This window comes from Streptomyces aculeolatus (assembly GCF_020400605.1).
Taxonomy (GTDB): Bacteria; Actinomycetota; Actinomycetes; order Streptomycetales; family Streptomycetaceae; genus Streptomyces; species Streptomyces aculeolatus.
Window position 1 is genome coordinate 1 of the sequence record NZ_JAINRD010000024.1, and the last position, 24,593, is coordinate 24,593.

22 protein-coding genes are annotated in these 24,593 nt (G+C 66.5%); 10 read left to right on the plus strand and 12 right to left on the minus strand.

Annotated features, from left to right (window positions below; genetic code table 11):
* From LG396_RS30805 to LG396_RS39975, 3 genes are all read left to right on the plus strand, one after another.
* Nucleotides 1-421: UTRA domain-containing protein (locus tag LG396_RS30805; protein ID WP_225797259.1), on the plus strand; the 421-nt coding region annotated here is incomplete at its 5' end.
* A gap of 5 nt (nt 422-426) precedes the next feature.
* Entirely contained in the window at nt 427-1,185 is a 759-nt protein-coding gene (locus tag LG396_RS30810) for a glycosyltransferase family 2 protein (RefSeq protein WP_225797370.1), read from the plus strand.
* Between the two features lie 211 nt (nt 1,186-1,396).
* Nucleotides 1,397-2,248, plus strand: a complete 852-nt coding sequence (locus tag LG396_RS39975) for an SAVMC3_10250 family protein (protein ID WP_372483591.1) — start codon at nt 1,397-1,399, stop codon at nt 2,246-2,248.
* Here LG396_RS39975 and LG396_RS30815 read toward each other — a convergent pair.
* Entirely contained in the window at nt 2,196-2,810 is a 615-nt protein-coding gene (locus LG396_RS30815; RefSeq protein WP_225797260.1) for a hypothetical protein, read from the minus strand. The genes LG396_RS39975 and LG396_RS30815 overlap by 53 nt on opposite strands.
* Before the next feature lie 442 nt (nt 2,811-3,252).
* Here LG396_RS30815 and LG396_RS30820 point away from each other — a divergent pair, with 442 nt between their 5' ends.
* From LG396_RS30820 to LG396_RS30830, 3 genes are read left to right on the plus strand one after another with little or no spacing between them, the layout of a single operon-like run.
* Nucleotides 3,253-4,056 (plus strand): GntR family transcriptional regulator, encoded by an 804-nt coding sequence (locus LG396_RS30820; RefSeq protein WP_225797261.1) that lies wholly within the window; start codon nt 3,253-3,255, stop codon nt 4,054-4,056.
* Nucleotides 4,053-4,229, plus strand: a complete 177-nt coding sequence (locus LG396_RS30825) for a hypothetical protein (protein ID WP_225797262.1) — start codon at nt 4,053-4,055, stop codon at nt 4,227-4,229. The genes LG396_RS30820 and LG396_RS30825 overlap by 4 nt, the downstream gene beginning before the upstream one ends.
* Entirely contained in the window at nt 4,226-4,597 is a 372-nt protein-coding gene (locus LG396_RS30830) for a hypothetical protein (RefSeq protein ID WP_225797263.1), read from the plus strand. Before LG396_RS30825 ends, LG396_RS30830 begins: the two co-directional genes overlap by 4 nt.
* Nucleotides 4,598-4,665: 68 nt before the next feature.
* On the opposite strand, the gene LG396_RS30835 is transcribed toward LG396_RS30830, so the two are convergent.
* Entirely contained in the window at nt 4,666-5,589 is a 924-nt protein-coding gene (locus tag LG396_RS30835) for an FkbM family methyltransferase (protein ID WP_225797264.1), read from the minus strand.
* Between the two features lie 153 nt (nt 5,590-5,742).
* Here LG396_RS30835 and LG396_RS30840 point away from each other — a divergent pair, with 153 nt between their 5' ends.
* Complete coding sequence (locus LG396_RS30840; RefSeq protein WP_225797265.1) at nt 5,743-6,315, plus strand: hypothetical protein; 573 nt, start codon at nt 5,743-5,745, stop codon at nt 6,313-6,315.
* A 116-nt stretch (nt 6,316-6,431) separates the two neighbouring features.
* On the opposite strand, the gene LG396_RS30845 is transcribed toward LG396_RS30840, so the two are convergent.
* The 6 genes from LG396_RS30845 to LG396_RS30870 all read right to left on the minus strand — a co-directional run bounded on the left by LG396_RS30845 (nt 6,432) and on the right by LG396_RS30870 (nt 15,144).
* Complete coding sequence (locus LG396_RS30845) at nt 6,432-8,162, minus strand: response regulator receiver domain (protein WP_225797266.1); 1,731 nt, start codon at nt 8,160-8,162, stop codon at nt 6,432-6,434.
* Nucleotides 8,159-11,185 (minus strand): ATP-binding protein, encoded by a 3,027-nt coding sequence (locus tag LG396_RS30850; protein ID WP_225797267.1) that lies wholly within the window; start codon nt 11,183-11,185, stop codon nt 8,159-8,161. The genes LG396_RS30845 and LG396_RS30850 overlap by 4 nt, the downstream gene beginning before the upstream one ends.
* 695 nt (nt 11,186-11,880) lie before the next feature.
* Nucleotides 11,881-13,191, minus strand: a complete 1,311-nt coding sequence (locus LG396_RS30855; RefSeq protein WP_225797268.1) for a hypothetical protein — start codon at nt 13,189-13,191, stop codon at nt 11,881-11,883.
* A gap of 25 nt (nt 13,192-13,216) precedes the next feature.
* On the minus strand, nt 13,217-14,089 hold the full coding sequence (locus LG396_RS30860) for a hypothetical protein (RefSeq protein WP_225797269.1): 873 nt from the start codon (nt 14,087-14,089) through the stop codon (nt 13,217-13,219).
* 66 nt (nt 14,090-14,155) lie between these two features.
* Nucleotides 14,156-14,431: a hypothetical protein gene (locus tag LG396_RS30865; protein ID WP_199788001.1), complete on the minus strand. Its 276-nt coding sequence runs from the start codon at nt 14,429-14,431 to the stop codon at nt 14,156-14,158.
* A gap of 164 nt (nt 14,432-14,595) precedes the next feature.
* Nucleotides 14,596-15,144 carry a CGNR zinc finger domain-containing protein gene (locus LG396_RS30870; RefSeq protein WP_225797270.1) on the minus strand — a complete coding sequence of 183 codons (549 nt, stop codon included), beginning with the start codon at nt 15,142-15,144 and terminating at the stop codon, nt 14,596-14,598.
* 73 nt (nt 15,145-15,217) lie between these two features.
* Here LG396_RS30870 and LG396_RS30875 point away from each other — a divergent pair, with 73 nt between their 5' ends.
* The 3 genes from LG396_RS30875 to LG396_RS30885 all read left to right on the plus strand — a co-directional run bounded on the left by LG396_RS30875 (nt 15,218) and on the right by LG396_RS30885 (nt 18,305).
* Complete coding sequence (locus tag LG396_RS30875; RefSeq protein WP_225797271.1) at nt 15,218-16,570, plus strand: MFS transporter; 1,353 nt, start codon at nt 15,218-15,220, stop codon at nt 16,568-16,570.
* 125 nt (nt 16,571-16,695) lie between these two features.
* Entirely contained in the window at nt 16,696-17,103 is a 408-nt protein-coding gene (locus LG396_RS30880) for a YciI family protein (RefSeq protein WP_026276006.1), read from the plus strand.
* Nucleotides 17,100-18,305, plus strand: coding sequence for an RNA polymerase sigma factor (locus LG396_RS30885; RefSeq protein WP_225797272.1), 1,206 nt, complete (start codon nt 17,100-17,102; stop codon nt 18,303-18,305). Before LG396_RS30880 ends, LG396_RS30885 begins: the two co-directional genes overlap by 4 nt.
* 130 nt (nt 18,306-18,435) lie before the next feature.
* Here LG396_RS30885 and LG396_RS30890 read toward each other — a convergent pair whose 3' ends face one another.
* The 4 genes from LG396_RS30890 to LG396_RS30910 all read right to left on the minus strand — a co-directional run bounded on the left by LG396_RS30890 (nt 18,436) and on the right by LG396_RS30910 (nt 24,564).
* Nucleotides 18,436-20,745 (minus strand): GNAT family N-acetyltransferase, encoded by a 2,310-nt coding sequence (locus LG396_RS30890; RefSeq protein WP_308190142.1) that lies wholly within the window; start codon nt 20,743-20,745, stop codon nt 18,436-18,438.
* Nucleotides 20,745-22,088 carry a lysine N(6)-hydroxylase/L-ornithine N(5)-oxygenase family protein gene (locus LG396_RS30900; RefSeq protein WP_225797273.1) on the minus strand — a complete coding sequence of 448 codons (1,344 nt, stop codon included), beginning with the start codon at nt 22,086-22,088 and terminating at the stop codon, nt 20,745-20,747. The genes LG396_RS30890 and LG396_RS30900 overlap by 1 nt, the downstream gene beginning before the upstream one ends.
* Nucleotides 22,009-23,577, minus strand: coding sequence for a pyridoxal phosphate-dependent decarboxylase family protein (locus LG396_RS30905; protein WP_225797274.1), 1,569 nt, complete (start codon nt 23,575-23,577; stop codon nt 22,009-22,011). The genes LG396_RS30900 and LG396_RS30905 overlap by 80 nt, the downstream gene beginning before the upstream one ends.
* A 102-nt stretch (nt 23,578-23,679) precedes the next feature.
* The gene (locus LG396_RS30910) at nt 23,680-24,564 is read right to left on the minus strand and encodes a siderophore-interacting protein (RefSeq protein ID WP_225797275.1); all 885 of its coding nucleotides are present in this window, start codon (nt 24,562-24,564) and stop codon (nt 23,680-23,682) included.
* Nucleotides 24,565-24,593: the final 29 nt, after the last annotated feature.

The following is a 24,593-nucleotide window of genomic DNA, read 5'->3' on the forward strand; positions in this document are numbered from 1 at the left end:
ATCGAAGGACATCGCCGACGCCTTCGGCGTCCCTCAGGGCACAGCCCTCGTCGAACGCACCTACCGCACGCGCTACGCAGCGGAGCGAGCGCCGTTCGCGCTGGTCACCTCATACCTCGTCCGCGACATGGTCGCGGAGAACCCGGACCTCCTGGACGAGACGAAGGAGCCGTGGCCGGGCGGCACGATGAACCAGCTCCACACGGTCGGCATCGAGCTGGCCCGGATAGAAGAACGCTTCACCACCCGGCCGCCGACGCCGGAGGAGGCGGAAGAGCTGGAGTTGCCGCCGGGGATGCCCGTCCTCCTGGCGCGCAAGATCTCGTACGACACGAACGACCGGCCGGTGGAGATCTCGGACATCACGCTGCCGGGGGACCGCACCCACGTGCACGTCGTCACGCACCTGGACCGGTGGTGACCACGATGGCCCGCCGGATCTCGATCGTGACCGCCGTCCACGCACCATCCGCCGCGTACCTTCAGGATGCGTACAAGTCCCTGGAGATGCAGGAGCTTCCGGCCGGCTGGGAATGGCACTGGTCCATCCGAGAGGACGGCACGGGCGAGGAAGTGGCTCCCCACGTGCCGAACGACGTCCGCGTAACGTTCCGCCAGGGCCGCGGCGGCGGCCCTGGGGTGACACGGACGATGGCGCTGGCAGAGGCACACGGCGATTTCGTGAAGGTGCTCGACGCAGACGACCAGCTCACCCCTGGCGCACTGGCCCGGGACATCGCCGTCCTAGACGCCAACCCGGATGTCGGCTGGACGACTTCGCGCGTCCTCGACCTCCTACCGGACGGCTCAACGGTCGGCTTCGACCAGGACCCGGACGACGGTCCGGTGGAGCGCGGAGCAGTGCTGGAACACTGGGAGGCGAACAACTTCCGCGCCCAGGTCCACCCGGCAACCCTCTGCGTACGCCGTGACCTGCTACTCGCCCTCGGCGGCTGGATGGCCCTGCCGGCCTCGGAGGACACGGGACTACTCCTCGCCCTCAACGCGGTCAGCCGCGGCTGGTTCATCCGCGAGTCGGGCTTGCTCTACCGCAAGTGGCCAGGCCAGATGACCAGCCAGGCATCCCACAGCAACACGGCGGAGCTAGAGGCACGCATGTCCGTCATCGCGGCCAGGGCCCACACCCTGACGGAGTTCGACTGGACCACCCCGATCAACGGCTGACGTCGGGGAGACGGTTGTGCCCCTCGGAGCAGCCGGTACGAGCGATATCGAGAATATTTGCGCCCCTCCCGGTGATGCCTTGCCGCGTGGCGACTTTGATGATCAAGCGCTTCGCTCACCCCAGGGAACGCCAACCGTGGAGAAACATCCCATTCAATCAACTACTCTCCTATAGTCAGGGTAAGGGCGTGTGTGCCTGTCGGGGAGAGTCATGACCGAAGTCGTCTTTGTTTCCGATACCAAGGTTTACGGGCAGCTGGGGATACCACAAGTCGCGATCCAACGCGACATAGGGGGGTCCATTAACTTCCCTCCAAGTGCTCCGATAGTGCAGGCGTCTGTATCCCGTTCACGCAGCGATGCGTCAAGCGGTCGCGCCACGCTAGACGAGTTGGCGCAGGCGATCAAGAAGGTTGAGAAGCTCCATGACCCTGCCGAGATCACGGACTTCGCCCTGCAAACAAACCGTTGGGTGCGCTTTGACTTGCGGTTGGCCCAGCAGCCCGTCTTCGAAGATAGCGGGCGACCGCCGGCGGACGTAGTGATTTTCGCTGGCGATATTCCGGCTGGCGAAGCGGGGCAACCTAGGGACATGGGCGTCCTTCTGTGCGGTTCGATCCAGCACTTGCGCACTCGCAACCTTCCGCCAGGAAGGATGGGATCCGATACCACATGGCTGCATGAACTAGTAATCGAAATTGGTCGGCGAGAGGAGCGGGGGATCTACGCCATCCCCGAATACCTCACGGAAATAGTGCCGAGCCGAAGGCCGAATATTCTACGGGAAGACGCTGCTCTCGGAGTGCACGGCTGGGTGTCACGTGATAATCCAGTCGAGGGGCGGCCGCGCATGCGTGGGCATGCGATTGTCCTCATGGACATTGATCACACCCGCCAGAGTAAACGCCTAGTCGTAGCTTCCCCGTTGTATGTGGAAGTGCCACCGCAGCGGGACAGCCGCCGACGGCGGTTCACGCTTCTCCGTCGCCGTCAGATCTCAACCACTGAACCTACACCAGCGGCGCAGACAGATCCGCCCTCATCTGATCCCGCACCTCGTTGACCACGGAGATCAACTGGCCATGGGCCTCCCACATCTCCAGATCGAAGGGGGCGTGTTCGCCCTCGGCATCGACGGTTCGCTGCAACGCGTGCCTAGATTTCTGGACGAAGTCCACGTATGGGCCGAGGAATTTGCGCAGCAGTTCTCGGACCTCGCCACTCCAGTACATTTCCGAGGGGGCCAGCGCTGCCGGCGGGGCTACGGCTTCCCAGGGCGGCCGGTCCATGAGCGCCTTTGCCTTCCCCCTGGCGATCCCCTCATGTGGCGCTTGAGCACCCGAGCGAATTTCATCGAAGGTTCGCTCTAGCTCGTGGAGCCACCGGGCGAGACCTGTGTAGCCCTGCTTCAACTCTTCGCGGACTCGTTGACGGTGCTCCGTTTCACGGTCCATCTCGTGCCGATGCCTCGACATCGCCAGCTCATTTTCGAGACGTCGTTCGATCAGATGGACGTCTCGCGCCATCCCTCGGCTAGCAACTACGAAGCCAACTCGAGTCCCAATCGTCACCGCCAGCACCACCACTAGCAGATTGAGGAGTTGGATGATCGTCTCATCGGCCATCGATACAGGATGCTCTGCCTCGCCCAGCATCTCAAGTTAGCCAGCGTGGCGATCAAATCGAGGAAGCCTGCCCCAGGTACCAGACTCCAGATTGCTCCGTCACGGGCCCGTTGGGCCTGCAGGCCAGCTCCAAGCAGACACAGGCAAAGCGTGCCTCGGAAGCGCCTCGCCGGCTCCCGCCAGGGCACCCAGCCTCCACCGGCCTGCCCGCCCACCCCACAAGCGGAACCGCGTGGGGTGGGCGGGCCTTGACTTCCCATCGCAACTCCTTAAGATAACTTAAGGAGTTGCGATGGCTGCTCCTCCCCGGACATCCATGAGGGAGGAACCTCCTCATGCCCACCAGCCGAACCGCCCCCTGTACGCGCGCTCTGCGCCGCGGCAAGGCGTCGTCCCGCTTCACCGCTGTTGCCACACGAACCGATTGGAGGTGACCACACGCATGGCGACCCAATACTGGGACGTCGCTGAGCAGTTGAGAGCACTGATCAGTCGGGGGAGCTACCCGAACGGCACGCGGCTTCCTGCTGAGGACAAGCTTGCAGTTCAGTACGGCGTCAGCCGCCCTACTCTCAGGCTCGCGCTCGAACAACTGCAGAACGAAGGCTTGCTGGACAAGCGCCATGGCAGCGGCAATTTCGTGCGCTGGCCCGCAGACCGGCTGGTCTACCCCGGCACCGTACTCATGACGGACGGGCACGACCTCAACACCTACGTCAGCACCACGGAGACGATCGCAGACGCCTCTGTCGCTGCCCTCCTTGAGATACCGGAAGGCGACAAGGTGATCGCGTACACGTATCTCGCCCGCCGGGGCACCCGCCCCCGGAGCCTGACCCAGAGTTACGTACCAGCGCGGCTGGCTGCGCTGATCTCGCCGAACCGGTCCTTGCACCCCTGGGGGCACGACATCCGTCTGCAGTTGGCGGAGTCAGGCGTACGACTGGGATCCAGCACGGAGCGGCTTGTTGCGCGAATGCCGACGTCTTCCGAGGCTCGCACCCTGCAGATCAGCCCGAGGGGGACGGTGCTGGTGGTCGGTCGGACCTACAACGATGTCTCCGGCCGCGTGGTCGAAGCATCGGTGGTTGTCCTACCGGGCCAGTGCGCGGAGGCGATCTTTACCACTCACTTCCGACTCGGCAGCGAAGAGAGCGAATCCCCAGCGCGGACAGTCGCAGCACGAAGCGAACCAGCTCGTCCACGGTCCCAACCCGACAGGGAAACGCAAGGAGGTATCACGTGATTGACGACTGGAGGAACGACATCGCGGACGAGCACTGCGACGAATGCCTGAATCTGGACCAGCAGTTGCGTGCCGCGCGACGTAGGCACGACTGGAGCGGAGTCACGGACGCCCGCGTTCTGAGGAAGCGACACGTCGAGAGCGCTCACGCAGAGGCAGAGGTGCCGACGTGAGCCGGCAGGGACCCGAGCTGCGGCTCTTGCCCTGGGTTAACGACCAAGGGCGCCCCTGCTACGTACGAGAGGGCGGCTGGCTCTCGGAGTACGCCAACCTGCTGGAGAACCAGCAACTCGACACCGGCGAGGACGTCCTGCGTCTGTCCGAGGACTTACTCAACGACAAGCCGAACAAGACCGAACTGCGATTCGTGACGCAGCGGCTGAGCGAGGCACTGTGCGATGCCCTACGAGTCGCCAAGTCTCGGGGCACCCGGCTGGACGCCATTGGCGGTCACGAAGACGCGGCCAAGCGGCCTCTCACCGAGTGGTACCGGGCGTGGTGGCGCAAGGCCAGCAGAGCGCTCAAGGCTGGACGTCCGTAGCGGAGAAGCGCTACAGCAGGGCCGGCTCCCGAGACGTCAGCGTCGGGGACCGGCCCTCGCTCGTCAGCTCACGGCAGTTCGTCCGCGTCGACCCGCGAAAAAATCAGGTCGCTCTCGCCGTTGACCCGCCCTCGAAGTCGCGTCGGAACGGCCGCCGGTTGCCGAAGCGCTTGCGGATAGCTCGCCGGCGCGTAGTCGTTGGCCAGGCGGTAGGCATGAAAGCCGGCCCGCGCCATGGTCTCCATCAGCTCGTCGACGGAGTCGCCCAGTTGAGCCATCCGCTCCGGAGTCACTTCGATCGTGATCTCCGCGTCAGGGCGGAGCTGATCCAACAACGGAGTCAGCCCTCGGGCCACCTTCCCCTCCGCACCCTCGACGTCCACTTTGATGACGCGTGCCTGTGCGACCTCGGCCGTCTCCAACAGGTCCGGCAGCGGGCGTGCCTCAGCCTCGAAGGAAGACTCAACCGGCCCGTCATACGGGACGATGCTGTTCGCCCCCGTGTTGATCGAACTGGCCAGGATGAACGTCAGAGTCTCCCGGCAATCTGACACCGCGGCGTTGACCGCCCGTACATTGCCCACGCCATTGAGGTCGGCATGCTCCCGGAGCCTGCCGTAGAACTTCGGAGACGCCTCGATAGCCACCACGTGGCCGGCATCCCCCACCAGCCGAGATGCAAGCATGCTGAAGTACCCGACGTGGGCGCCGACGTCCACGAACGTGTCCCCGGGCCGAAGCCTTCCCTGCAGCCAGCCCGTCATGTTCGGCTCCCAGATGCCGAACAGGTACACGTACCGCAGGATGAGGTCCCGTGTGTCGACGGCGAACCGCGCCCCGAAGCGGGCCTCCGTGACCCGCTGCCTGGGGTGATCGCGAAGATGCGGGTTGAGGAAGCCCGTGGCAAGCGCCGCCTTCCCAACGGACACCGGGGCGTCGCGCACGTACCGCCGGCCAAGGGTGACCAGCGTCTCTGCGATCGTGCTCCGCATTGCGTATGCCTCTCCGCCGAAGTCACCCCGAACGATAACGCCGCTGCCGAGGAGCCCAAGGACGGGCTCAGAATGCCTGTTCCCCAGACACCGACCCGCTCCCTAGAATCCTCAAGACGTCTTGACGAGTCTGGCCGGGGAGGGCGGAACGACGTGGAGCTGGGTCAGCAACTCCTGACGATCTCGGCCGTGCTCGTCGGAGCAGCGATGACCTACGTGACCAACACCCTCTCCGAACGCCGACGCCTCCGACACGAGTTGCACACCCGGTGGGATGACAGGAAGCTAGATGCCTACGGGGACTACATCGATCAGGTCCGCGCCTGCGTCTTCCTCGCTTCCTCGCTCTACCAGCATCGGGAGGGCCTATATGAGGCCGAGCGGAGTGAACAGGACCTGACGACGGAGCTGGCCGAAGCCACCCGCTTACGCGGACGAGCCTTCGAGCGCATCATGCTCCTCGGCAGCGACCCAGTCGTAGAAGCCGGTCACGAGGTCAACTCCGTAGCCCAGGAGATCGACTGGCAAGCCACGGGCCGCACCACGGGCACACTCGCCGAGTGGCGTCAACGACACCGCACAGTGTTCCAGCGCATCAACGCCTTCCACGACTGCGCCCGCGAAGACCTAGGAGTCTTCGGCCGCGTCACCGGCCAACAACACCCCCCTCGTGACCTCCTACTTCCTCCGGCTCGACAGCAACAGAACAACGGCGGTACCACCTGAGTGGTGGACCCGAGCGGGCGGAGCTTCAACACTGCGGGAGTCACAGCCGTCACAGTGTCACAGGCCTGCGCCGCTGAGCCGCTCTAAGCAAAGGTGAGGGGGATGAGCTCTTCAGGCTACCTGTTGCTCCCATCTTTCCGAAGCCATTCAGATTCATCCAATCCCACTCGACTGATCAGGTGTCCCATCTTATGAGACACCCGAAGTGCATGCTCGGGACGAAGCTCACCTATCCACATAAATGTATCACCGGTGTCACTGGTGAAGCACGGGTAGCCGCCCCTCTTAAATGCCCTCACTACCCTCTCGCCGCCATTTGGACTGAAGCGAGGCATCCGCATGTCATATAGTTTCGCATTGCTAGCGAGGATACGACGCTCCTCATGATGGTCGAGAGCAAGGAAATGGAATTCTCTTCCTAAATCCACTTCAGACAGTGGAATCATGGGAAATGCACGAGGCTCATCCAGCCTTTCGGAATCACAGAGAGGCTGCAGGCAAAGCCAGAACTCGTGCTTGGAGTCCACGTGCTCCAAACCCTCGGTTACCGATTCCGCAGCAGACGTTTCATCCGCCCGAACCAGAATGGTCCCCAGTTGGAGGGTCGGCTCCGACTCCCGACTATAGCCACTGTGCAGGTCCCTAGCGAAACAGGAGAGCCTACCCAGTTCCTCTTCAGAGGAATTCGCATGCTCAGGAGTCGTGAAGAGCGACGCCACGGTCGCCGTGCTCTTCATTTTCAATTGACCCCCATCGGCATCGATAAGGGAAGAAATGTCTGGAGAATCTTGTGCCAGAAGTTCGAGAACACTTGCAGCATCTATGTCCTTATAGGCAGCCTTCTTTTGCACCTTCGGCACGAAAGATGAAGCAGAAAGCCGCATCTTCGCCCATGACTCAATCCGTTCACGTGAAATCATGTCGGAAGCGCCAGTCGACTCCAGCAGCGACTGAATCTCGCGAGCTATCAGTTGTATGGCAAATCGCTTACCCTCGCCGGCCAGCAGATCGTGACTGACGAAAGCAGGGTCAAGATCGCCGTGGAATCGTTGGAGTAGCGTGGGCGCGTTGTCACGCAGCAGGCTAAGACTCTTCAACGCAAAGCCAGGCAGGATTCCGTGAGAGGCTAGCGCGAACTCTCTCACGATCCTGTCGGGAAGTTCTGCCTCCGAAACCACTGCTGCCGCAGGGAGAGGGGCTCGACTCACCCCCGCTTTACCAAGGACAGAGACCCGAAAGTCTCGCGCAATAAGCCCCAGCCCTTCACTGTCCTCAGACTCATCGAGCTTGTGACCGACCTCCCGCAGGGATCGGCCGAGGGCGTCTCGAATTCCGTAAAGATCAGGATCGTTCGTGTAGATGCAAATCAACCGAAGTCGCCCGAGCTTTCCCTCCTCTGACTCAACAAGTCGTAAGACGAGCCGAGTTGTCGTCTGTCCGGTGTCACCATTCAACGACCAGTCGAGGACGAGAACGTCCGATCGAATAAACAGACGGTCGAACGTTCCTTGGATGAGCTCTTCCCGCTGATCGGATGTTGTGGGCCGAACGTACCCACAGACGAGGCCGTAGCGAGCGAAAGCCTCCGAAAGCGCAGCCCCATCCAACCCTGCCGGTTCCCCACTCTTAGGCTGCATAGGAATCGGTGTGGGCGCCGGATGGGCTGCCAACGCCGCATCTCCCTCGGCCGGTACGGAAAGTTCATCAACGTCGTTCAGGACCTCATCATCTGCAGGAGCATTCGCACTTTCGTGGGCGTCAATTGCTACTTGGTCGTCGACGACGACGACCGTCTGAAGGTAGTCCTTAGCAGCCTCGACTGACCAGTGTTCAAGCTGTGCTGTCACTCCACTTCCCCCAACCCGTTCTCAACCTCGGTCGGGGCGTTGATTGAAAAGCATGCGCCAACTCCCCGCCCCCCAGACCACGGCAGGGATGCCGCAGCCTCCGGCCATGGCAAACCGCCATCAGGTACAACCTTTAGTGACCACCCACTCCTTTGCAGCACATCCCTGCTGATTTTCAAACCCAATCCCCTACCGCCTGGCTTCCGTGAGAAACCGTGCTCAAAGATTGCCTCACAATCCCTGAGCGAGATGCCTGGACCATTGTCTTCCACCAGCAACGATCCGTTCCGCTGACTTAGCTGCACTATCCGAGGGGCAGGCCTATCTGATAGCCAGAAGATCGCATTATCCACCAAGTTCACAAAAACTGGATAGAAAGTCGACGGGTAGCCAACAAACGAGAACCTCTCGAATGATGGCGCCACACGCAGATCAACATCATGACGCCGGAACCTCTCCCCAAAAAGGTCCTGAACGAATCGCGCCACTTGGGCACCTGTGATGGTGGCAGGCTTTCTATACAATCTTCTCTGTAGAGGCGTGAACAGAGTCAGATAATTGTCCAGATGCTCGAAAGCAGTAGCAAGCTCACGTTCAATGTTGCCAAGCTTAGCGTTCTTTTGCCCCCAAGGCCGAAGGGCACGCAAATTCGACCTGACCGTTTTGATACTCGATGAGAATTCGTGATTAATTAACTCAACTGCCCTGCCCAGCTGGGTAAGTTCGAGATCCGTGTCAACCTGGGTTCTGAGGGCAATCACTTCCTCTTCCACGGCTTCAAGTTGATCCTCGAACCCAAGACCCCGAGAAACTCCGTCAAAGCTCCACAAGAATCGTCGGATAGGCTCCAGCGACTCCTTCTGATGTTGAAGTTCCAATTCTAGATCCTCCAGAAGTTTCCGCCGCATTTCGAAGAGATCTGCTTCCGAAGCGGCAGGGGAAACTTCTGTCATGCGACGGGCAAGCGTCCGAGCAAAATCTGATGCCTCTTGGATTGCAGCGTGAATTCGCCTCGAGACACCGGCGTGGATTTCTGCCGATTTCGTCCCTACTCCATGGACGCTTTGGACCCAGTTCTCAAGGTCCTTTTCCAAAGATTGCTCAAAGGCCTCCCGAATGCGAAGTTGCAGGTGGCTGGCTGGCGCCAACCTCCCAGCCTTCTGCGCTGTAATCTCACTGATTCGGACGCCAGCTTCCGGAACGACAGATGTTACCAATTCTTCTCGGAGCCGCTGGTACAACGACCAATCTCTATTAGTTTCTCGATCGAGGCCCACTCCTGCCGGCTTCGCCAGGGTGTATCGTTGAACGAGATCTTCAAGGTCACGACGAGCCGATTCCTCCGCGTCAAGAACGATTTCGAGAGCGTCGGGCGTAACGTCATCGATGTCGGTTAGCTCGCGTTCGACGCGCATTACTGTGTTCTGCACCAACGCAAGCGGGCGCGACTCGGTGAATTCACCAATCAGCCGTTGGAGGTGCCCCTGGAACTGGCTGCGTTCTACGTCCGCTTTTCGAGCTCGCACCCGACGAATCTTCTCTGTCCGTTCAAGCTCTTCCCGCCTTGCACGGTAATCTTGTCCTTGCGCATTATTGGCCCTAAAAAAGTCGGCCGCCAGCTGAATAATGAAGTTGGTGAGGATGCTCTTCATCTGCCGGTAGGCGATATTCTCTCGAAAGCCCTCTCGGCCAGCCTTCTCTTGCAGAGCGGGATTCAGGGACGAAGAAAGCTCGATGGCGCCGAACATTCTTCGGTAGGAAAAGAAGTAGTACCCCTGATTTTTGCTTCTCCGTTCCTCGATCTGAAGATAGTCCACGTCGCTTTGACCATACGGCAGGATCCTGATCCCGTCTTTATAGACGTAAAGCCCCGCTATCCTCTGCAGCTTTCGGCTAATTTCACCGTGCTCCTGCGGATCAAGGCTGGACTGTCTAAGATCACCTTGCACGTATCCGAAGCGAATCTTAAATGGCCCACACTGGGTAGGGGCGCCTCGTCCCGCTGTCCACGGAACGACGTGCTCTGCCGGTTCTGAGCGGTAGACTGACACCTGTCCGCGAAATGTGCCGAACTCATCAAACGTTCCCGAAAATTCGTGATCAACTTTTTGGAAGTCTTCATCGTCGAAGAACTCATCGCCGTCCAGAAGGTCTGTCGCCACCCCGTCAGCGGTGCGCACCACGAAAGATGTGTCCATCTCAGGCTCTCGCGGCCCACCGGACATGGGATTTGAAAAACCGGCAAGGAGCTTGACGAGTGGAGATGCCTGACCCTTGACAGCGCCATCGCCCTCGACCTCGGCTGGCAGCGAGTCATCTACAGGTGTGACGATGAAAGCAGTGCCGTGACCGCTGACGCCTGTGAGTCGCGGACCCGGAAGCCTATCGAGCATACGAGCGTCAACCTGCTCAAGTCTCGAAAGGTGATCGCGGATTGTAGATAGTGTCTGACTGTCCAGCCGATCTGAAAGCTGACGCAGGTTCGCATGCACTGGACTCGTCAGCGACTCGATCACGGACCGGTCGAAAGTTCCATCAACGGAAATAACGGGGATGTCGATATCTTCCAGTGTTACTCCAGGGGCGCTGAACAGCAGCCATGGTAGTAGTGCAGCGATCACCGGCGCGCGATTTTCGTCGAATGCGGCTCGGGGTCGTTGTCTCGTCAGAACTAGAGTCTGGGGGCCGAGAGCAGCAATAGCTAGCCGACCGATTCCCTTCTCGCCCATGACGGGGCGTTTCGCGAAACCATATGGAACTGGTGGGGGCTCCAGTCTCCCGCCGGTGGCTTTACTGTCGGTGCCGATCGTTAGCCACCGGTCCAAAAAATCCTTCCGGCTCATCCCCACACCGTCGTCTCGCAGGATCAATACGTTGCGATCCCTCAGCCAGTCGACAACTACGGATTGTGCGTACGCATCGTAGGCATTTTTGAAGAGCTCATTGATTGCCGTAGGGATGCCTGCGATCTGTTGCCGGCCCAGCATGTCAACGGTCCGGGCCGAGGTACGGAAATTGGCCACGGTAGCGAACTCCTGACGACGATCAAGGCCCGGGACATCCTCAGGCTCAATCATGCTAGCCGCGGACAAGCTGCACGTGGAGACATTTGGCACCAGTCGCGTCACGCTCAGCGTTGCGTCGTAGTGAAGCGCGTCCCTCTGGCTGCAACAGTCGAATGTGTGTCGATGTTACAAGTCCATGGATGTGCACCGGGCAACGCGGCAGGTCAGAACGCTGTTACGCTGCCAGCAGCGGGCGCCTCCAAGCGCTCCCTTCGCCCACGACATGCAGTCAGCTTCCTCGGCCTGGCCGCCGATCGGGTGACGTCCAGGCATGTAACAGGCGAGGCTCTCGGGCGGTTGATCGAGAGCTGACGTCTCAACCGGCCAGCCTGGGGAGCCTCGTTGGTCATCTATCTGCCGCACTCGAAGCTCCTGAGACCGCTGCGGGAGCGGTGTGGGAGTGGATCTTCGTATTCTCTGCCGGAGTAACCGCGTGAGACCAACCGATCCCGAGGCTGTGACCTGCGGCGCGGCCTTCCTGGTGCGGTAGCGGGTCACATGGGACCTGGTTGTGGTCCAGGTGGCCGCGGGTTCAAGTCCCGTCACTCACCCTCAGTGAAGCGCAGGTCAGGCCCGGTACTCCGACGCGGAGTACCGGGCCTGACTGCTGCCCGGGGGACCTGCGCTGCTGGGACGTCCTCGCCCGCGAGCTGTCAGGAGGGCATGTTGAGCAGGCCTTCGAGGGCGTCGTACTCGTCGCCGTCGAAACTCGTGTACAGAGAGTCCCAGGTGGCGGCGGAAGTGAGTTGGTACAGCTCAGCCTGGTCGTACGCCTTGGCCGTCTCCATGACGCGGAGGATCGCCAGCTCGTCGTCGTCGACGGTGAAACCACTCAGCAGGGCGTTCACCAGCTTCAGCTTGATCCCGAACGACGTGTGCGCGAGTGAGCCCTGTGAGTGGAGTTCACTGATGAGGGTTCTTGCCCGGTCGTCGTCCCCGCTGCCGAGCAGGTCGGGAAGCGTAATGGCTCCCGCCAGCGCGTCGGGAAGGTTCTGGATGGTCGTCTGGAGGTCGGCCAGTGTTGAGGCGACCGACCCGAGAGCAGCGGCGATCGCACCCACCGCCGTGGGTGCTGGAACCGTGGCGGGGAAGTTGTCGAGCGCCGCCTTGAGGGCGGTCGTGAACCGGTTGACGGTGGACTTCGCCTGATTGCTGCCCACGGAGTCGACACATCTCCTGGCCGCAGCGAACTCCAGAGACAGGCGGAGGCACGTGTCTCTGGCGGCGATGCGTTGCCGATTGCTCAGACCGGGGTCCACCATGTCTGTGATGACTCCGTACAGCGGCTGGTAGTTGAGCACAGCCAGTTCCGTGCAGATTCGTGTGGTGTAGTTCACCTCGAACATCAGCGAAACGAGTTCATTGGACCGGTGGGGCGCTACCGTAAGGTACTGGTTGATCACGGTCGGGTGAATTCTTGCCGCGTTCACCATGTTCGTGCGCTCGCGCATTGTTGCGCTGGTGACTGTCTTCAGCAGGCCTGCCTTTTCGGCGAGCAGTGCGTCGATCTCGGGCGCCTGGAACGTGGCGGGTAGCTGCAGAATCCGCGTGAAACAGTCGCCCAGAGTGGGGCTCGCCGCGTAGTCGAGCAGCGCGAAGTAGCGCCGGATCTTCTGATGGACGACATAGTCGCGCTGGTCGAGGACTTGGGCAAGGTTTCGGGAGATCTGATCCAGATGGCCTTCCGGGAGTTCGTCGTCCAAGCCTGACCAGCCGTCGATGGTCCCGAAGAAGCGGACGACCTCGTAGCTGTTCTCAGAGAGCGACATGATGTCGCGGATCTCGTCCTCTTCCGCGTCGTTTGTGGCTCCGCTTGCGAGATCGTAGACTCGTTTGGACTTTGCCTTCTTGATGTTCTGCCGAAGGCTCTTGCTCGGTGGGTCGTAGTCGACATTGGCGGAGGAAAAGAACCCCCGGAGAGTGCTGTTTCCACTGGCTGCTACGTGATTCCGAGTATTTTCCACGACGACGGTCTCCGAACTTCCGTACTCACTGCAGGGTGATCAGGATGGGGATCAGCCCGAGGCCACTGGCGAGAGGGGCCATCGCCTTACCGAGTACGGCGCCGAAGGCGCGCATCGGGTCGTTTGCTGCGATCGCATGGCCGGGCGTCGAGGAGCTGGTGAGGAGGCTGCCCACCGTGATCGGAGAATCCTGGGCGTCCACTTTGCAGTAGGTGGTGCCGACGAGCGCGATCGGTTGGCGGGGACGAGTCCTGTCGTGACGCCTCCCCATGACGATCCCGGACTTCAGCGGACCGGCGCCGGCGACGACGCCGACGACGCGCTTGTCGTAAGGAGTTTCGCACGGCTCCAGCTCACCGCTGTCGATGAGGGTCATCACCGTGCCGGGTTCCGCGCGTGACGTCTCCTTGACGATGAACTCCTCGGCACAGTCCGCACCCGGGAAGGAAACGTCACCGGTAACGATGACGTTTCCGCGGAAGAACCCCGCGGTCAGACCTGCGACGTGCTCGGCGTAGATACCCGCCCCCGCACTGGCGGGGTTCATCTGGACACCCGAGATCGCGTGACCGCTGCCCAGGCATTCAGCTGATACTCCCGCCGCGTTGCCGCTGGTGTTGACCTGCCTTCCCCAGACGGCGGCGCCGTTCCCCTGCGCTTCCGCGTAGACACCGGGCCCGTTGCCGTCGGGGTTGGTCTGGAGTCCGGCAACGGCGGCACCGCCACCCCGCGCTTCCCCGTAGACGCCGGCGCCACTACTGGTGTCAGTCGTGTCCAGCTGGAACCCCGCGACAGCAGCCACGGAGGAGGAAGTCGACTCGGCATGCAGGGCTTCGCCGCCGGAGGAGGCGAGGACGGCGGGATCGGTACCGGATGTTTTTGCGGTGATCGTGGGCATTGCCTGGACCCTTCATGAAGAAGACGTGTGGACGGCCGGGCGCAGAAGATGAAGGAACTGGGAAAGTCAGCCCTGCGTAAGCACGGGTTTGTCCTGGGGAGGTTCCGGAACCGGCCATTCACAGGTGGCCACACCGTCGAATTGGACGCGTGCCCAGATTGCCCGCTCCTCGTCGTTCGACGACTTCACGCAGAGCCAGAGGCTGACCAGTCCCTGGGGCGTGGGATCGTGCTCGTCCGGTTGCAGTGGAGAGAGGACGACGAAGTCGCCCACCTTGCCTTCACAAGGGAGTTCCTGCTGCCCGAAGGCCGGTCCGAGATTGAATTGATCGAAGCCAGCCACGGGTCACCTCTGCGCTCATCGAGTGAGGGATACGGGATGCGAGTCCGGGCGTTATTCAAGCAGCAGTTCTCTGTTTTCGTGCGCTGACGCGGGTTCGCGTGCTTCCGCACTCACTCATTGGGGTCAAGCGAAGTATTCGGCTTCGCGTCCGGGGAACCCCGCGGTCAGCCGGTGGCGGCGGCTCGGCGGGCGGCGTAGGTGCGGGCCTTGGCTCTGTTGCCGCAGCCCTGCATCGAGCACCAGCGTTTGCTGCGGTTCTTCGAGGTGTCCCAGAACGCCTCGTGGCAGGTGTGCTCCGCGCAGCGCTTCAGCCGGGCCGCGTCCCCGGTGATCGTCAGCGTGCTCCAGGCGAGGGCCAGCTCCGCGATTCCCCTCTCGGTGTCCGCCAGGCCGGGGGCGGGGGCGGGGGTGCCGTTCGCCGTGATGTGCACCGGGAAGCGGGTCAGGGCCTCGTCGGCTGCTGCTGCCGCTTCGGGGTCCGGGGGGTCGCCCACGTGGGTGCCGAGGTGTGCGCGGATGCCGGCTCGCAGGGCGACCGCGGCCTCGTGAAGGGCGGGGGACGGGGTGTCGGCTGTCGGCAGGTCGTGCGTTCTCAGCCAGGCCGCCAGCTCGTCCGGGGTGCTCAGCGTGTCCGTACCGGCGTGGATGTCGAGGGTGTTGGCGAAGTCGGCCACCAGCTCGGCGGCCCGGGGCGGTGCACGCATGCGGGCCACTTTACCGGCTATCGCGTTTGGTGGTAACTTCCTCTCACCGGTAAACGGCTTTGATGGTTAGAGGGGGCGCGTGATGGGTGCAGCCGGAGTGCTGGAGAGCGATCGGCTACGGCCCGGGCGGGACGCCGGGCGCCGCAACACCGCCGTCCTCGTCGCGTTCACCGCCGTGACGAACCTCGCCGACGGCGTCGTGAAGATGGCCCTGCCGCTGCTCGCCGTACGCGCCGGCGGCTCGCCCGCGCAGGTCACCGGGGTGGCGCTGGCCATCTCGCTGCCCTGGCTCCTCGTCGCTCTGCACGCGGGCGTGCTCGTCGACCGCGTCGACCGCCGCCGGCTGCTGTGGATCACCAACGTGCTGCGGCTGCTCGCGATGGTGCCGCTGCTCGCCGCCGCCGCGAGCGGCGATCTGTCCATCGCCCTGCTGGCCGCGGCCGGCGCCGCCATCGGCATCGCCGACGTCGTCGCCTCCACGGCCGCCACCGCCCTCGTTCCCGCCGCCGTGCCGCCCGCCGGGCGGGATAAGGCGAACGCGTGGATGGCCGGGGCGGAGACGGTGTTCAGCGAGTTCGCCGGGCCGTTCGTCGGCGGGCTGCTCATCGCGCTGGGCGCCGGGTACGCGCTGGGGGCGACCTGGGTCGCGTACGCCGCGGCGGCGCTCGTGCTGCTGCTGCTCGTGGGGCGGTTCCGGGCGGGTGCGTCGGGTGCGTCGGGCGCCGGCGGAGCTGACGGCGCCGGCGGAGCTGGCGGGGCTGGCGGGGCCGGCGGGGCCGGGGGCGCTGCCGCGTACGCGGGCGGCGGCCCGGCGGCTGCGCCCGCCACCACCGTCAACGGGCAGATCGCCGAAGGGCTGCGCTACCTCTGGCAGCACCGCCTGCTGCGCTCCCTCTCCCTCATCCTCACCGTGCTCTCCGGCACCTGGGGCGCCTGGCTCGCGCTCATCCCCCTCTACGCCACCCGCGACATGGGCCTGACCCCCGGCGAGTACGGCGTCCTGCTCAGTGCCCTCGGCATCGGCGGGCTCCTCGGCGCCGTCACCGTCACCCGGCTCAACCGTCTCCTGGGCCGCCGCCGCGTGATGCTCGCCGACCTCTTCGGCACCGCCGCGATGGCCGCCGTCCCGGCGCTGACGGCGGACGCGCGCGCCGTCGCCGTGGCGGCGTTCCTCGGCGGGCTCGGCGGCACGCTGTGGACGGTCAACAGCCGCACGGTCATCCAGCGGGCGGTCCCGGACGCGATGCTCGGCCGGTTCAGCTCCGCGAACCGGATGTTCGCCTGGGGCGCGATGCCGCTGGGCGCCGGGTTGGTGGGGCTGCTCGCCGAGCTGGCCGGGCCGCGGGCGGCGTTCGGCTTCTTCGCGGTGGCGTCGGCGCTGACGGTGCCGTTCTTCCTGCGGGCGGCGGCCCGGGGTGCGGACGCGCTGCGCTGAGGGCGTGGGGCGTACGGCAGCCCGCTCAGGAGTTTTTTCCCGCCGGATGTCGAGAACCGGCGCGCGGCTCCGTCCCAGGGATGAACGCGGCCCACAATGGGCCGTACCCCGGCAAGGAGAAGATCATGGCCAAGTACCTGCTGCTCAAGCACTACCGCGGCGCGCCGGCGGCGGTCAACGACGTACCGATGGACCAGTGGAAGCCCGAGGAGGTCACAGCCCACATCCAGTACATGCGCGACTTCGCCGCCCGGCTGGAGACCACCGGCGAGTACGTCGGCGAGCAGGCGCTCTCCCCGGAGGGCACCTTCGTCCGCTACGACGGCGAGGGCCGGCCCCCGGTCACCGACGGGCCGTTCGCGGAGACCAAGGACCTGATCGCCGGCTGGATGGTGATCGACGTCGAGACCTACGACCGCGCGCTGGAACTGGCCGCCGAGCTGTCCGCCGCGCCCGGCGCGGGCGGCAAGCCGATCCACGAGTGGCTGGAGATCCGCCCGGCGTACGGCGAGCAGGCCACGGCCACCGAGTGAACGAGTCACTGCTGCGGGAGCTGGTGCCCGAGGTCATCGGGGTTCTCGTCCGCCGCGGAGCCGACTTCGCGGCGGCCGAGGACGCCGTACAGGACGCCCTGGTCGAGGCCGTATGCGGCGGATCCGACGGCGACGCGCCGCGGGACCCCAAGGCGTGGCTGATCACGGTGGCGTGGCGCAAGTTCCTCGACGCAGTACGGGCCGACACCTCCCGGCGGCGGCGCGAGGAACAGGTCGACGCGGAGCCCGTACCGGAAGGCGGCGGGTCGGTCGACGACACGCTCCAGCTCTACTTCCTGTGCGCGCACCCGTCCCTGACGCCTGCCTCGGCCGTCGCGCTGACGCTGCGCGCGGTCGGCGGCCTGACGACGCGGCAGATCGCGCGGGCGTACCTGGTGCCCGAGGCGACCATGGCCCAGCGGATCAGCAGAGCCAAGCGGACGGTCTCCGGGGTGCGCTTCGACCAGCCCGGGGACCTCGCGACGGTGCTGCGAGTGCTTTACCTGGTCTTCAACGAGGGCTACTCCGGCGACGTCGACCTGTCCGGCGAGGCGATCCGGTTGACGCGGCAACTGGCGGCCGTGACGGGTGGGATGAGCGGGGCCGGGGCCTTGAGCGGTGGTGGCGGGGGCGGGGGTGCGGGCGGTGCCGAGGAGGTCGTGGGGCTGCTGGCGCTCATGCTGCTCCACCACGCGCGGCGGCCGGCGCGTACCGGCCCGGACGGCAGGCTGGTGCCGCTCGCCGAGCAGGACCGCGGGCTGTGGGACACCGGGCTGATCGCCGAGGGCATCGGGATGCTCCAGGCCGCGCTGGCGCGCGACCGCCTGGGCGAGTTCCAGGCGCAGGCGGCGATCGCCGCCCTCCACGCCGACGCCCCGACGGCGGGGGAGACGGACTGGGTACAGATCGTCGAGTGGTACGACGAGCTGGTACGCCTCACCGACAGCCCGGTGGCCCGGCTCAACCGGGCGGTCGCGGTGGGCGAGGCCGACGGCGCGCGGGCGGGGCTGGCGGCGCTGGCGCGGCTCGACCCCTCGCTGCCGCGGTACGCGGCGGTGTCGGCGTACCTGCACGAGCGGGACGGCGACGCCGCGACCGCGGCCCGGCTGTACGCCGAGGCGGCCCGCTCGGCACCGAACATCCCGGAACGCGACCACCTGACCCGCCAGGCGGCGCGGCTCAACGCGCTGCTGCGGGGGTGAAGGACGGCCGGGGCGGGCCGTGGCGCGCCGTTGTCGGTGGGGCGGCCTACCCTTGGGCGGGTGCGAGGGGGGCATGCCATGCGGGGCGGATGCGGCGGGTGGGTACCTGTCGGTCGGGCGTGTCCCGTGCCTACCTCTCCGCGTACGGTGCCAGCGGGTTGCGCAGCGTGCCCACCAACTGCAGTGCCGCCGACGGGTCCGTCAGGTCGACCATCTGCCTGTTGTCCCGCAGCTGCAGCCTGTTGAGGCACGACAGCGCGAACTCCGGCGCGAACAGGTCGTGCCGCTCGAACCGGTCCGCCAGGTCCGGCACCGACGCCCGGTAGTCCCGCGCGCACTCCGCGACCGTGCGCCAGAAGTCCTCCTCGCCCAGCACCCCCGCCTCGTCCAGCAGCGGTGCCAGGAAGCGGAAGAAGCAGTCGAAGACGTCCGTGAAGACCGACAGAAGCTGCATGTCGTCGGGGACCTCCGCGCGGATGCGCTCCGCCGCCGGCGGCAGCGGCAGGTCCGGATCCATGACCACGACCTCCTCCGCGATGTCCTTGAAGACCGCGCGCTGCACCGCCCCCGCCTCGTCGAGGACGAGGATGACGTTCTCGCCGTGCGGCATGAACGCCAGCCCGTACGCGTAGAAGGCGTGCAGCAGCGGCGTCAGGTACGCGTCCAGGTACCGCCGCAGCCACACCTCCGGCGCCAGCCCCGAGCCCTCGATCAGCGCCGCCGCCAGCGGCCGGCCGGCGCGGTCGGTGTGCAGCAGTGCCGCCATCGTCGCCAGCCGCTCGCCCTCGGCGAGCCGCGGCACCGGGCTCTCCCGCCACAGCGCGGCCAGCATCTTGCGGTACGGGGAGCCGGGGGCGGTGGCGGCCTCGTACGCCTCGTGGCGGTAGCCGACCGCGGCCAGTTCGCGCAGGATCACCAGGCCCGTGCCGCGCAGCACCTCGTCCTGGTCGACCAGCCCGGCCACCCAGTCGTTGATCGCCGGCGTGGCCTCCATGTACGCGGCGGAGAGGCCCCGCATGAAGCCCATGTTGAGTACGGACAGCGCGGTCTTGACGTAGTGCCGGCCGGGCGCGGAGGTGTTGAAGAAGGTGCGTATGGACTGCTGCGGCTGGTACGTGTCCGCGCTCTCGCCGAGGTGCACCAGCCGGCGCGAGGCGACCTCGCCCGCGAACGTGACCGACAGCTTGTGCTCCCACTGCCAGGGGTGCGCGGGCATCAGCAGGTAGTCGTCCGGGTCCAGGCCCAGGGCCCTCAGGCGGGCGTCGAAGCCGGTGAGCACGGCGGGGTCCAGCTCCGCGCGCAGCAGCGTGCCGTAGTCGAGGTCTGCGGCGCAGGTGAACGTCGCCCGGTCGCGGTGGGCGGCGAGCCAGACGAGGCGGGTTCGGGCGCCGGTCTCGGGGGCGTACGCGCGGTAGTCGGCGGCGCCCAGGCCCAGGCGGCCGTTGTTGGCGACGAAGCAGGGGTGGCCCTCCGTCATCCCCGCCTCGATCCGCTGGAAGTCCGCGGTCGCGAGGTCCGCGTCCTCGGGGCCGGCGAGCTTGTACGCGGTGCTCGCCAGCGTCGAGGTGATCTCCTCCAGGTACACCGGCAGCACCTCGGCGCTCAGCCCCAGCGGCTCGCGGAGTTCGGCGAAGAACCGCAGCGCGTCGGGCGCCGAGCCGGCGGGCGGGTCGCCGGGGGCGTGGCGGGTGACGGTGCGCGGGTCGACGCGCCAGTGGTCCAGCGCGTAGCGCCGGGCCTCGAAGCGGTACTCGGTGTCCCCGGCCCGTAGCGCGTACGAGCCGACCCCGCGCGGCTCGGGCGTCAGCAGCCGCTCGTGGGTGAACTCCCCGATGGCCTTGGCCAGCAGCCGGCGGGTCGCCTCCGCCCAGCGGTCGGGGGTGAGGTGCTCGGTGGCGGCGGAGGGCGCCGCGGCCCGCGCGGCCGCGAACTGCTCGCGGGTGCAGAAGCTCAGCAGGGCGTCCTTCTCCGGGGGCCCCGGCATCCGCACCCGGCGCGCCACCCGGAAGCCCACGGCCTCGTTCAGCGCGTGCACCGCCGTGTTGCGCGCGTCGGGTTCGACCACGACCCGGCGCACCGCCGGGTCGGCGAACAGCCACTCCATCACCGCCGTGATCACCGCCCGGGTGAAGCCGTGCACGGGGGTGTCGGCGGGGGCGGTGAGGAAGTGCATCCCGATGTCGCCGGCCTCGGCGCCGTAGACGCCGGTCAGCTCGCGGTGCGCCGGGTCGTAGCGCTCGGCGAGGAAGGCGGGGGTGCCGTCGGCGAGGCCGACGCAGGCTTCGTGGTGCGGGTCGGCGGCGATCCGCGCGTACTCCTTCTCGACCTCCTCCGGCGTGCAGTCCTGCATCAGCCAGAACGCGGCCTTCGGATGGGTGACCCAGGTGTGCAGCAGCGGCGCGTCCAGGACCGGGTCCAGGGGGCGCAGGGTGAGTTTCATCAGGCCGGCGCTCCGAACTCCTGGAAAGCGATGGACTTCTCGACCGGGTAGACCTCGCGGCCGGCCATCTCCCGGATGATGCACGAGTTGCGGTACGCGGCCATGCCGAGGTCGGGCGCGGCGAAGCCGTGGGTGTGCAGCTCGGCGTTCTGGACGAAGACCTCGCGGCCCCCGTGGTCGACGGAGTAGTTGCGGGCGACCGCGAAGCGCCCCTGCTCGTCGCGCGCGAGGCGGTCGGCGATGCCGGCCAGGAAGGGCGGTTCCGCGTAGCGGTAGCCGGTGGCGAGCACCAGGCCCTGGGTGGCCAGGTCGAAGTCCCGGCCCTGCTCCTCGTGGCGCAGCCCCAGGGTGTACGTGCCGTCCGCGTACCCGGCGGAGACCAGTGCGGTGTTGGTGAGCAGCCGCGTCGGCACCGGGCCGCGGCGGGACTTGACGTACAGCAGGTCGAAGATGGCGTCGATCAGCTCGGTGTTGATGCCCTTGTAGAGGCCCTTCTGCGCGGGGCCCAGCCGGTCGCGGACGGGGGCGGGCAGCGCGTGGAAGTAGTCGACGTACTCGGGCGAGGTCATCTCCAGCGTCAGCTTGGTGTACTCCAGCGGGAAGAACCTGGGCGAGCGGGTCACCCAGGTGAGCTGGTAGCCGTCGGGCGCCAGGTCCTGGAGCAGGTCGTAGTAGACCTCGGCGGCGCTCTGCCCGCTGCCGACGACCGTCACCGACTCCTTGGCGCGCAGCCGCTCGCGGTGCTCCAGGTACCGGCTGTTGTGGAGGACGTCGCCGCCGAGGCCCCGGCAGGGCTCGGGCACGTACGGCGGCGTGCCGGTGCCCAGCACGAGCCGGCGCCCGCGGTACGTGCCGCGCGGGGTGCGGACGGCGTACGTGCCGTCCACCGGGTCCCGTTCGACGGCCGTGACCTCCTCGCCGAAGCGGACGGACGGGAGTTGGGCGGCGGCCCAGCGGCAGTAGTCGTTGAACTCCTCGCGCAGCGGATAGAAGCTCTCGCGGATGTAGAAGGAGTACAGCCGCCCGGTCTCCTTCAGGTAGTTGAGGAAGGAGTACGGGGACGTGGGGTCGGCCAGCGTGACCAGGTCCGACATGAACGGCGTCTGGAGCGTGCTGCCTTCGATGAACATCCCGGAGTGCCAGTCGAAGTCGGGCTTGCGCTCCAGGAAGACCCCGTCGAGGCCGTCGACCGGCTCGGTCAGGCAGGCCAGGCCCAGGTTGAACGGGCCGAGGCCGACGGCGACGAAGTCGTGGACGCGGCCTTCAGCGGACCGGGACTGCCGGGGCTGCCGGGGCTGCCGGGGCTGGGGAGGATGCGGAGGCTGCGGGGACGTCGGGGACAAGGGATTCTCCGGTGTGGTCGGCGGCGTGCGCGGCTATGAGGTCGAGGACGGCGGCCAGGTCCTCGGTCGTGGTCTCGGGGTTGAGCAGCGTGAACTTCAGGTAGTGCCGGCCGTCGACCTTGGTGCCCGCGACCATCGCGGCGCCGGAGGCGGCCAGCCGTTCGCGGGCGTGCAGGTTGGCGGCGTCGACGAGGGCGGGGTCGACCGGGCCGGGGGCGGCGGTGCCGGCCGGGGCGGCGGGGACGTAGCGGAAGACCAGCGTCGAGAGCTGCGGCCGGACGACGACCTCGAAGCGGGGGTCCTCGTCCAGCAGCCGCCACCCGGCCCCGGCGAGGTCGCAGACCTCGTCGAAGAGCGAGCCGACGCCGTCGGCGCCCATGACGCGCAGCGTCAGCCACAGCTTGAGCGCGTCGAACCTGCGGGTGGTCTGGAGTGACTTGTCGACCTGGTTGGGGATCTGCTCGGCGGCCATGCGCTCGGGGTTGAGGTAGTCGGCGTGGTACGTCGCGTGCCGCAGGGTCGCCCGGTCCCGTACCAGCACGGCCGAGGAACTGACCGGCTGGAAGAAGGACTTGTGGAAGTCGACGGTCACCGAGTCGGCGCGCTCGATGCCGGCGAGCAGGTGCCGGCGGCGGCCCGAGACCAGCAGCCCGCAGCCGTACGCCGCGTCCACGTGCAGCCACACGCCGTACCCGGCGCACAGCCCGGCGACCTGCGCCAGCGGGTCGACGCTGCCGAAGTCGGTGGTGCCGGCGGTGGCGACGACGGCCATGGGGACGAGGCCGTCGCGCTGGAGCTCCGCGAGCGCCGCGGCCAGCGCCGCGGGGCGCATCCGGCGCTCCGCGTCGCACGGCACCTCGACGACGGCCTCCTCGCCGAGGCCGAGCAGCGAGGCGGCCTTCCGGACGCTGAAGTGGCCGTGCGCGGAGGCGAGGACGCGCAGCCGGGGCAGGATCTCGGCGGTGCGCAGATCCGCGCCGTGCTGCTTGCGCACGCCGTCGCACGCCTCCTCGCGGGCGAGCAGCAGGGCGTGCAGGTTGGACTGGGTGCCGCCGGAGGTGAACACCCCGTCCGCGGCCGGGCCGAGGCCGATGCGGGCGGCGGTCCAGTCGACGAGGCGGCGCTCGATGAGGGTGGCGCCGGCGGACTGGTCCCAGGTGTCCAGGGACGAGTTGATCGCGGAGAGCACCGCCTCGCCGAGCACCGCGGGGATGACGACGGGGCAGTTGAGGTGGGCGAGGTAGCGCGGGTGGTGGAAGTAGACGGCGTCGCGCAGGTAGAGCCGGTCCAGTTCGGCCAGGGCGGCATCGGCGTCGCCGAGGGGGAGGTCGAGGTCGACGGCGTCGACGACCGGGGCGAGGGCGGGGGGTGCGATGCCCGTGAACGGGCGGTCTGCATGGGCCAGTCGGGCCGCGATGTGCTCGACGCCTGCGGTGACCGTACGGCGGTAGCTGCCGGCGGTGCGGTCGTTGAGCAGGTGGGACCTCATGGATGCTGTCCTCACGACGGGGGCCAAAAACTTAGGGAAGCCTAACCTAAGTAATTGGTCCTGGGTTTCCCGCCCCCGTCGTTTCGGCCACGTGCCGCCGGCTCACCCCGCCGCGGCCGCGTCGTCGTCGGCCCCCGCCTCGGGCTCGTAGCGGAACTGGTCCTCGGAGGCGCCGCGGCGCCAGTAGCCGGTGAAGGCGACCGCCCGGCGGTCGAACTCCCGCTCCCGTACGAGCTGGCGGCGCAGCTCCCGCACCATCCCCGCCTCGCCCGCGAGCCAGGCGTACGGCGTCCCCGCGGGCAGCTCCGCGGCGCGCAGCGCGTCGACCACGCCGGCGGTGGGGCCGGTGAGCCAGGTGACCTCGGCGTCCGCGGCGGTGTGCAGCTTGATCGCGTCGTCGGCGTGCGGCACCCGGATCCACGCCTTCACCGGCAGCCCGGCGGGCAGCGACTCCAGGATCGCCGCGGCGGCCGGCAGCGCGGTCTCGTCGGCGGCCACGATGACGTGATCCGTGCCCTCGGGCAGCCGGAAGCGCACGGCGGTGTTGTCCGGCACGGCCGGGCCCAGCGCGATGATCCAGTCGCCGGGCTCTGCCCCGCTCGCCCACTGCGCGGCGGGGCCCGCCGGGTCGGTGTGCAGCACGAAGTCGATGTCGACCTCGCCGGGGCGCTGCGCGCGCACCGTGTACGACCGCAGCACGGCCCGTACGCCGGGGTCGAGCGCGCGGTACTCCTCGAACCAGTCCGGGCCCGTGGGCATCACCGGCTCCGCCTGGCCGGGGTGCGGCAGGAACAGCGACAGGCTCTGGTCGCGGCCGCCGGAGGCGAAGCCGTCGAGGCCCCCGGGGCCGCCGGCGCCGTCGTCGCCGAAGGTGATGCGCAGGAGGGTGGGGCTGAGCCGCTCGGTGCGGGCGACGTCGAGGCGGAAGAAGCGGAACGGCTCGGCGGCGGCCGGCTCCTCCGTCTGCGTGGTCGGTTCCGTGGTCACGTCTGCTCACCTTCCTGGCGGGTGCGGGG

Bases quoted from the DNA above. Each gene is read 5' to 3' on its own strand.
- LG396_RS30810 (WP_225797370.1), top strand. From the start codon at position 427: ATGGCCCGCCGGATCTCGATCGTGACCGCCGTCCACGCACCATCCGCC.
- LG396_RS39975 (WP_372483591.1), top strand. From the start codon at position 1,397: ATGACCGAAGTCGTCTTTGTTTCCGATACCAAGGTTTACGGGCAGCTG.
- LG396_RS30815 (WP_225797260.1), bottom strand. From the start codon at position 2,810: ATGGCCGATGAGACGATCATCCAACTCCTCAATCTGCTAGTGGTGGTG.
- LG396_RS30820 (WP_225797261.1), top strand. From the start codon at position 3,253: ATGGCGACCCAATACTGGGACGTCGCTGAGCAGTTGAGAGCACTGATC.
- LG396_RS30835 (WP_225797264.1), bottom strand. From the start codon at position 5,589: ATGCGGAGCACGATCGCAGAGACGCTGGTCACCCTTGGCCGGCGGTAC.
- LG396_RS30860 (WP_225797269.1), bottom strand. From the start codon at position 14,089: ATGCCCACGATCACCGCAAAAACATCCGGTACCGATCCCGCCGTCCTC.
- LG396_RS30875 (WP_225797271.1), top strand. From the start codon at position 15,218: ATGGGTGCAGCCGGAGTGCTGGAGAGCGATCGGCTACGGCCCGGGCGG.
- LG396_RS30880 (WP_026276006.1), top strand. From the start codon at position 16,696: ATGGCCAAGTACCTGCTGCTCAAGCACTACCGCGGCGCGCCGGCGGCG.
- LG396_RS30890 (WP_308190142.1), bottom strand. From the start codon at position 20,745: ATGAAACTCACCCTGCGCCCCCTGGACCCGGTCCTGGACGCGCCGCTG.
- LG396_RS30905 (WP_225797274.1), bottom strand. From the start codon at position 23,577: ATGAGGTCCCACCTGCTCAACGACCGCACCGCCGGCAGCTACCGCCGT.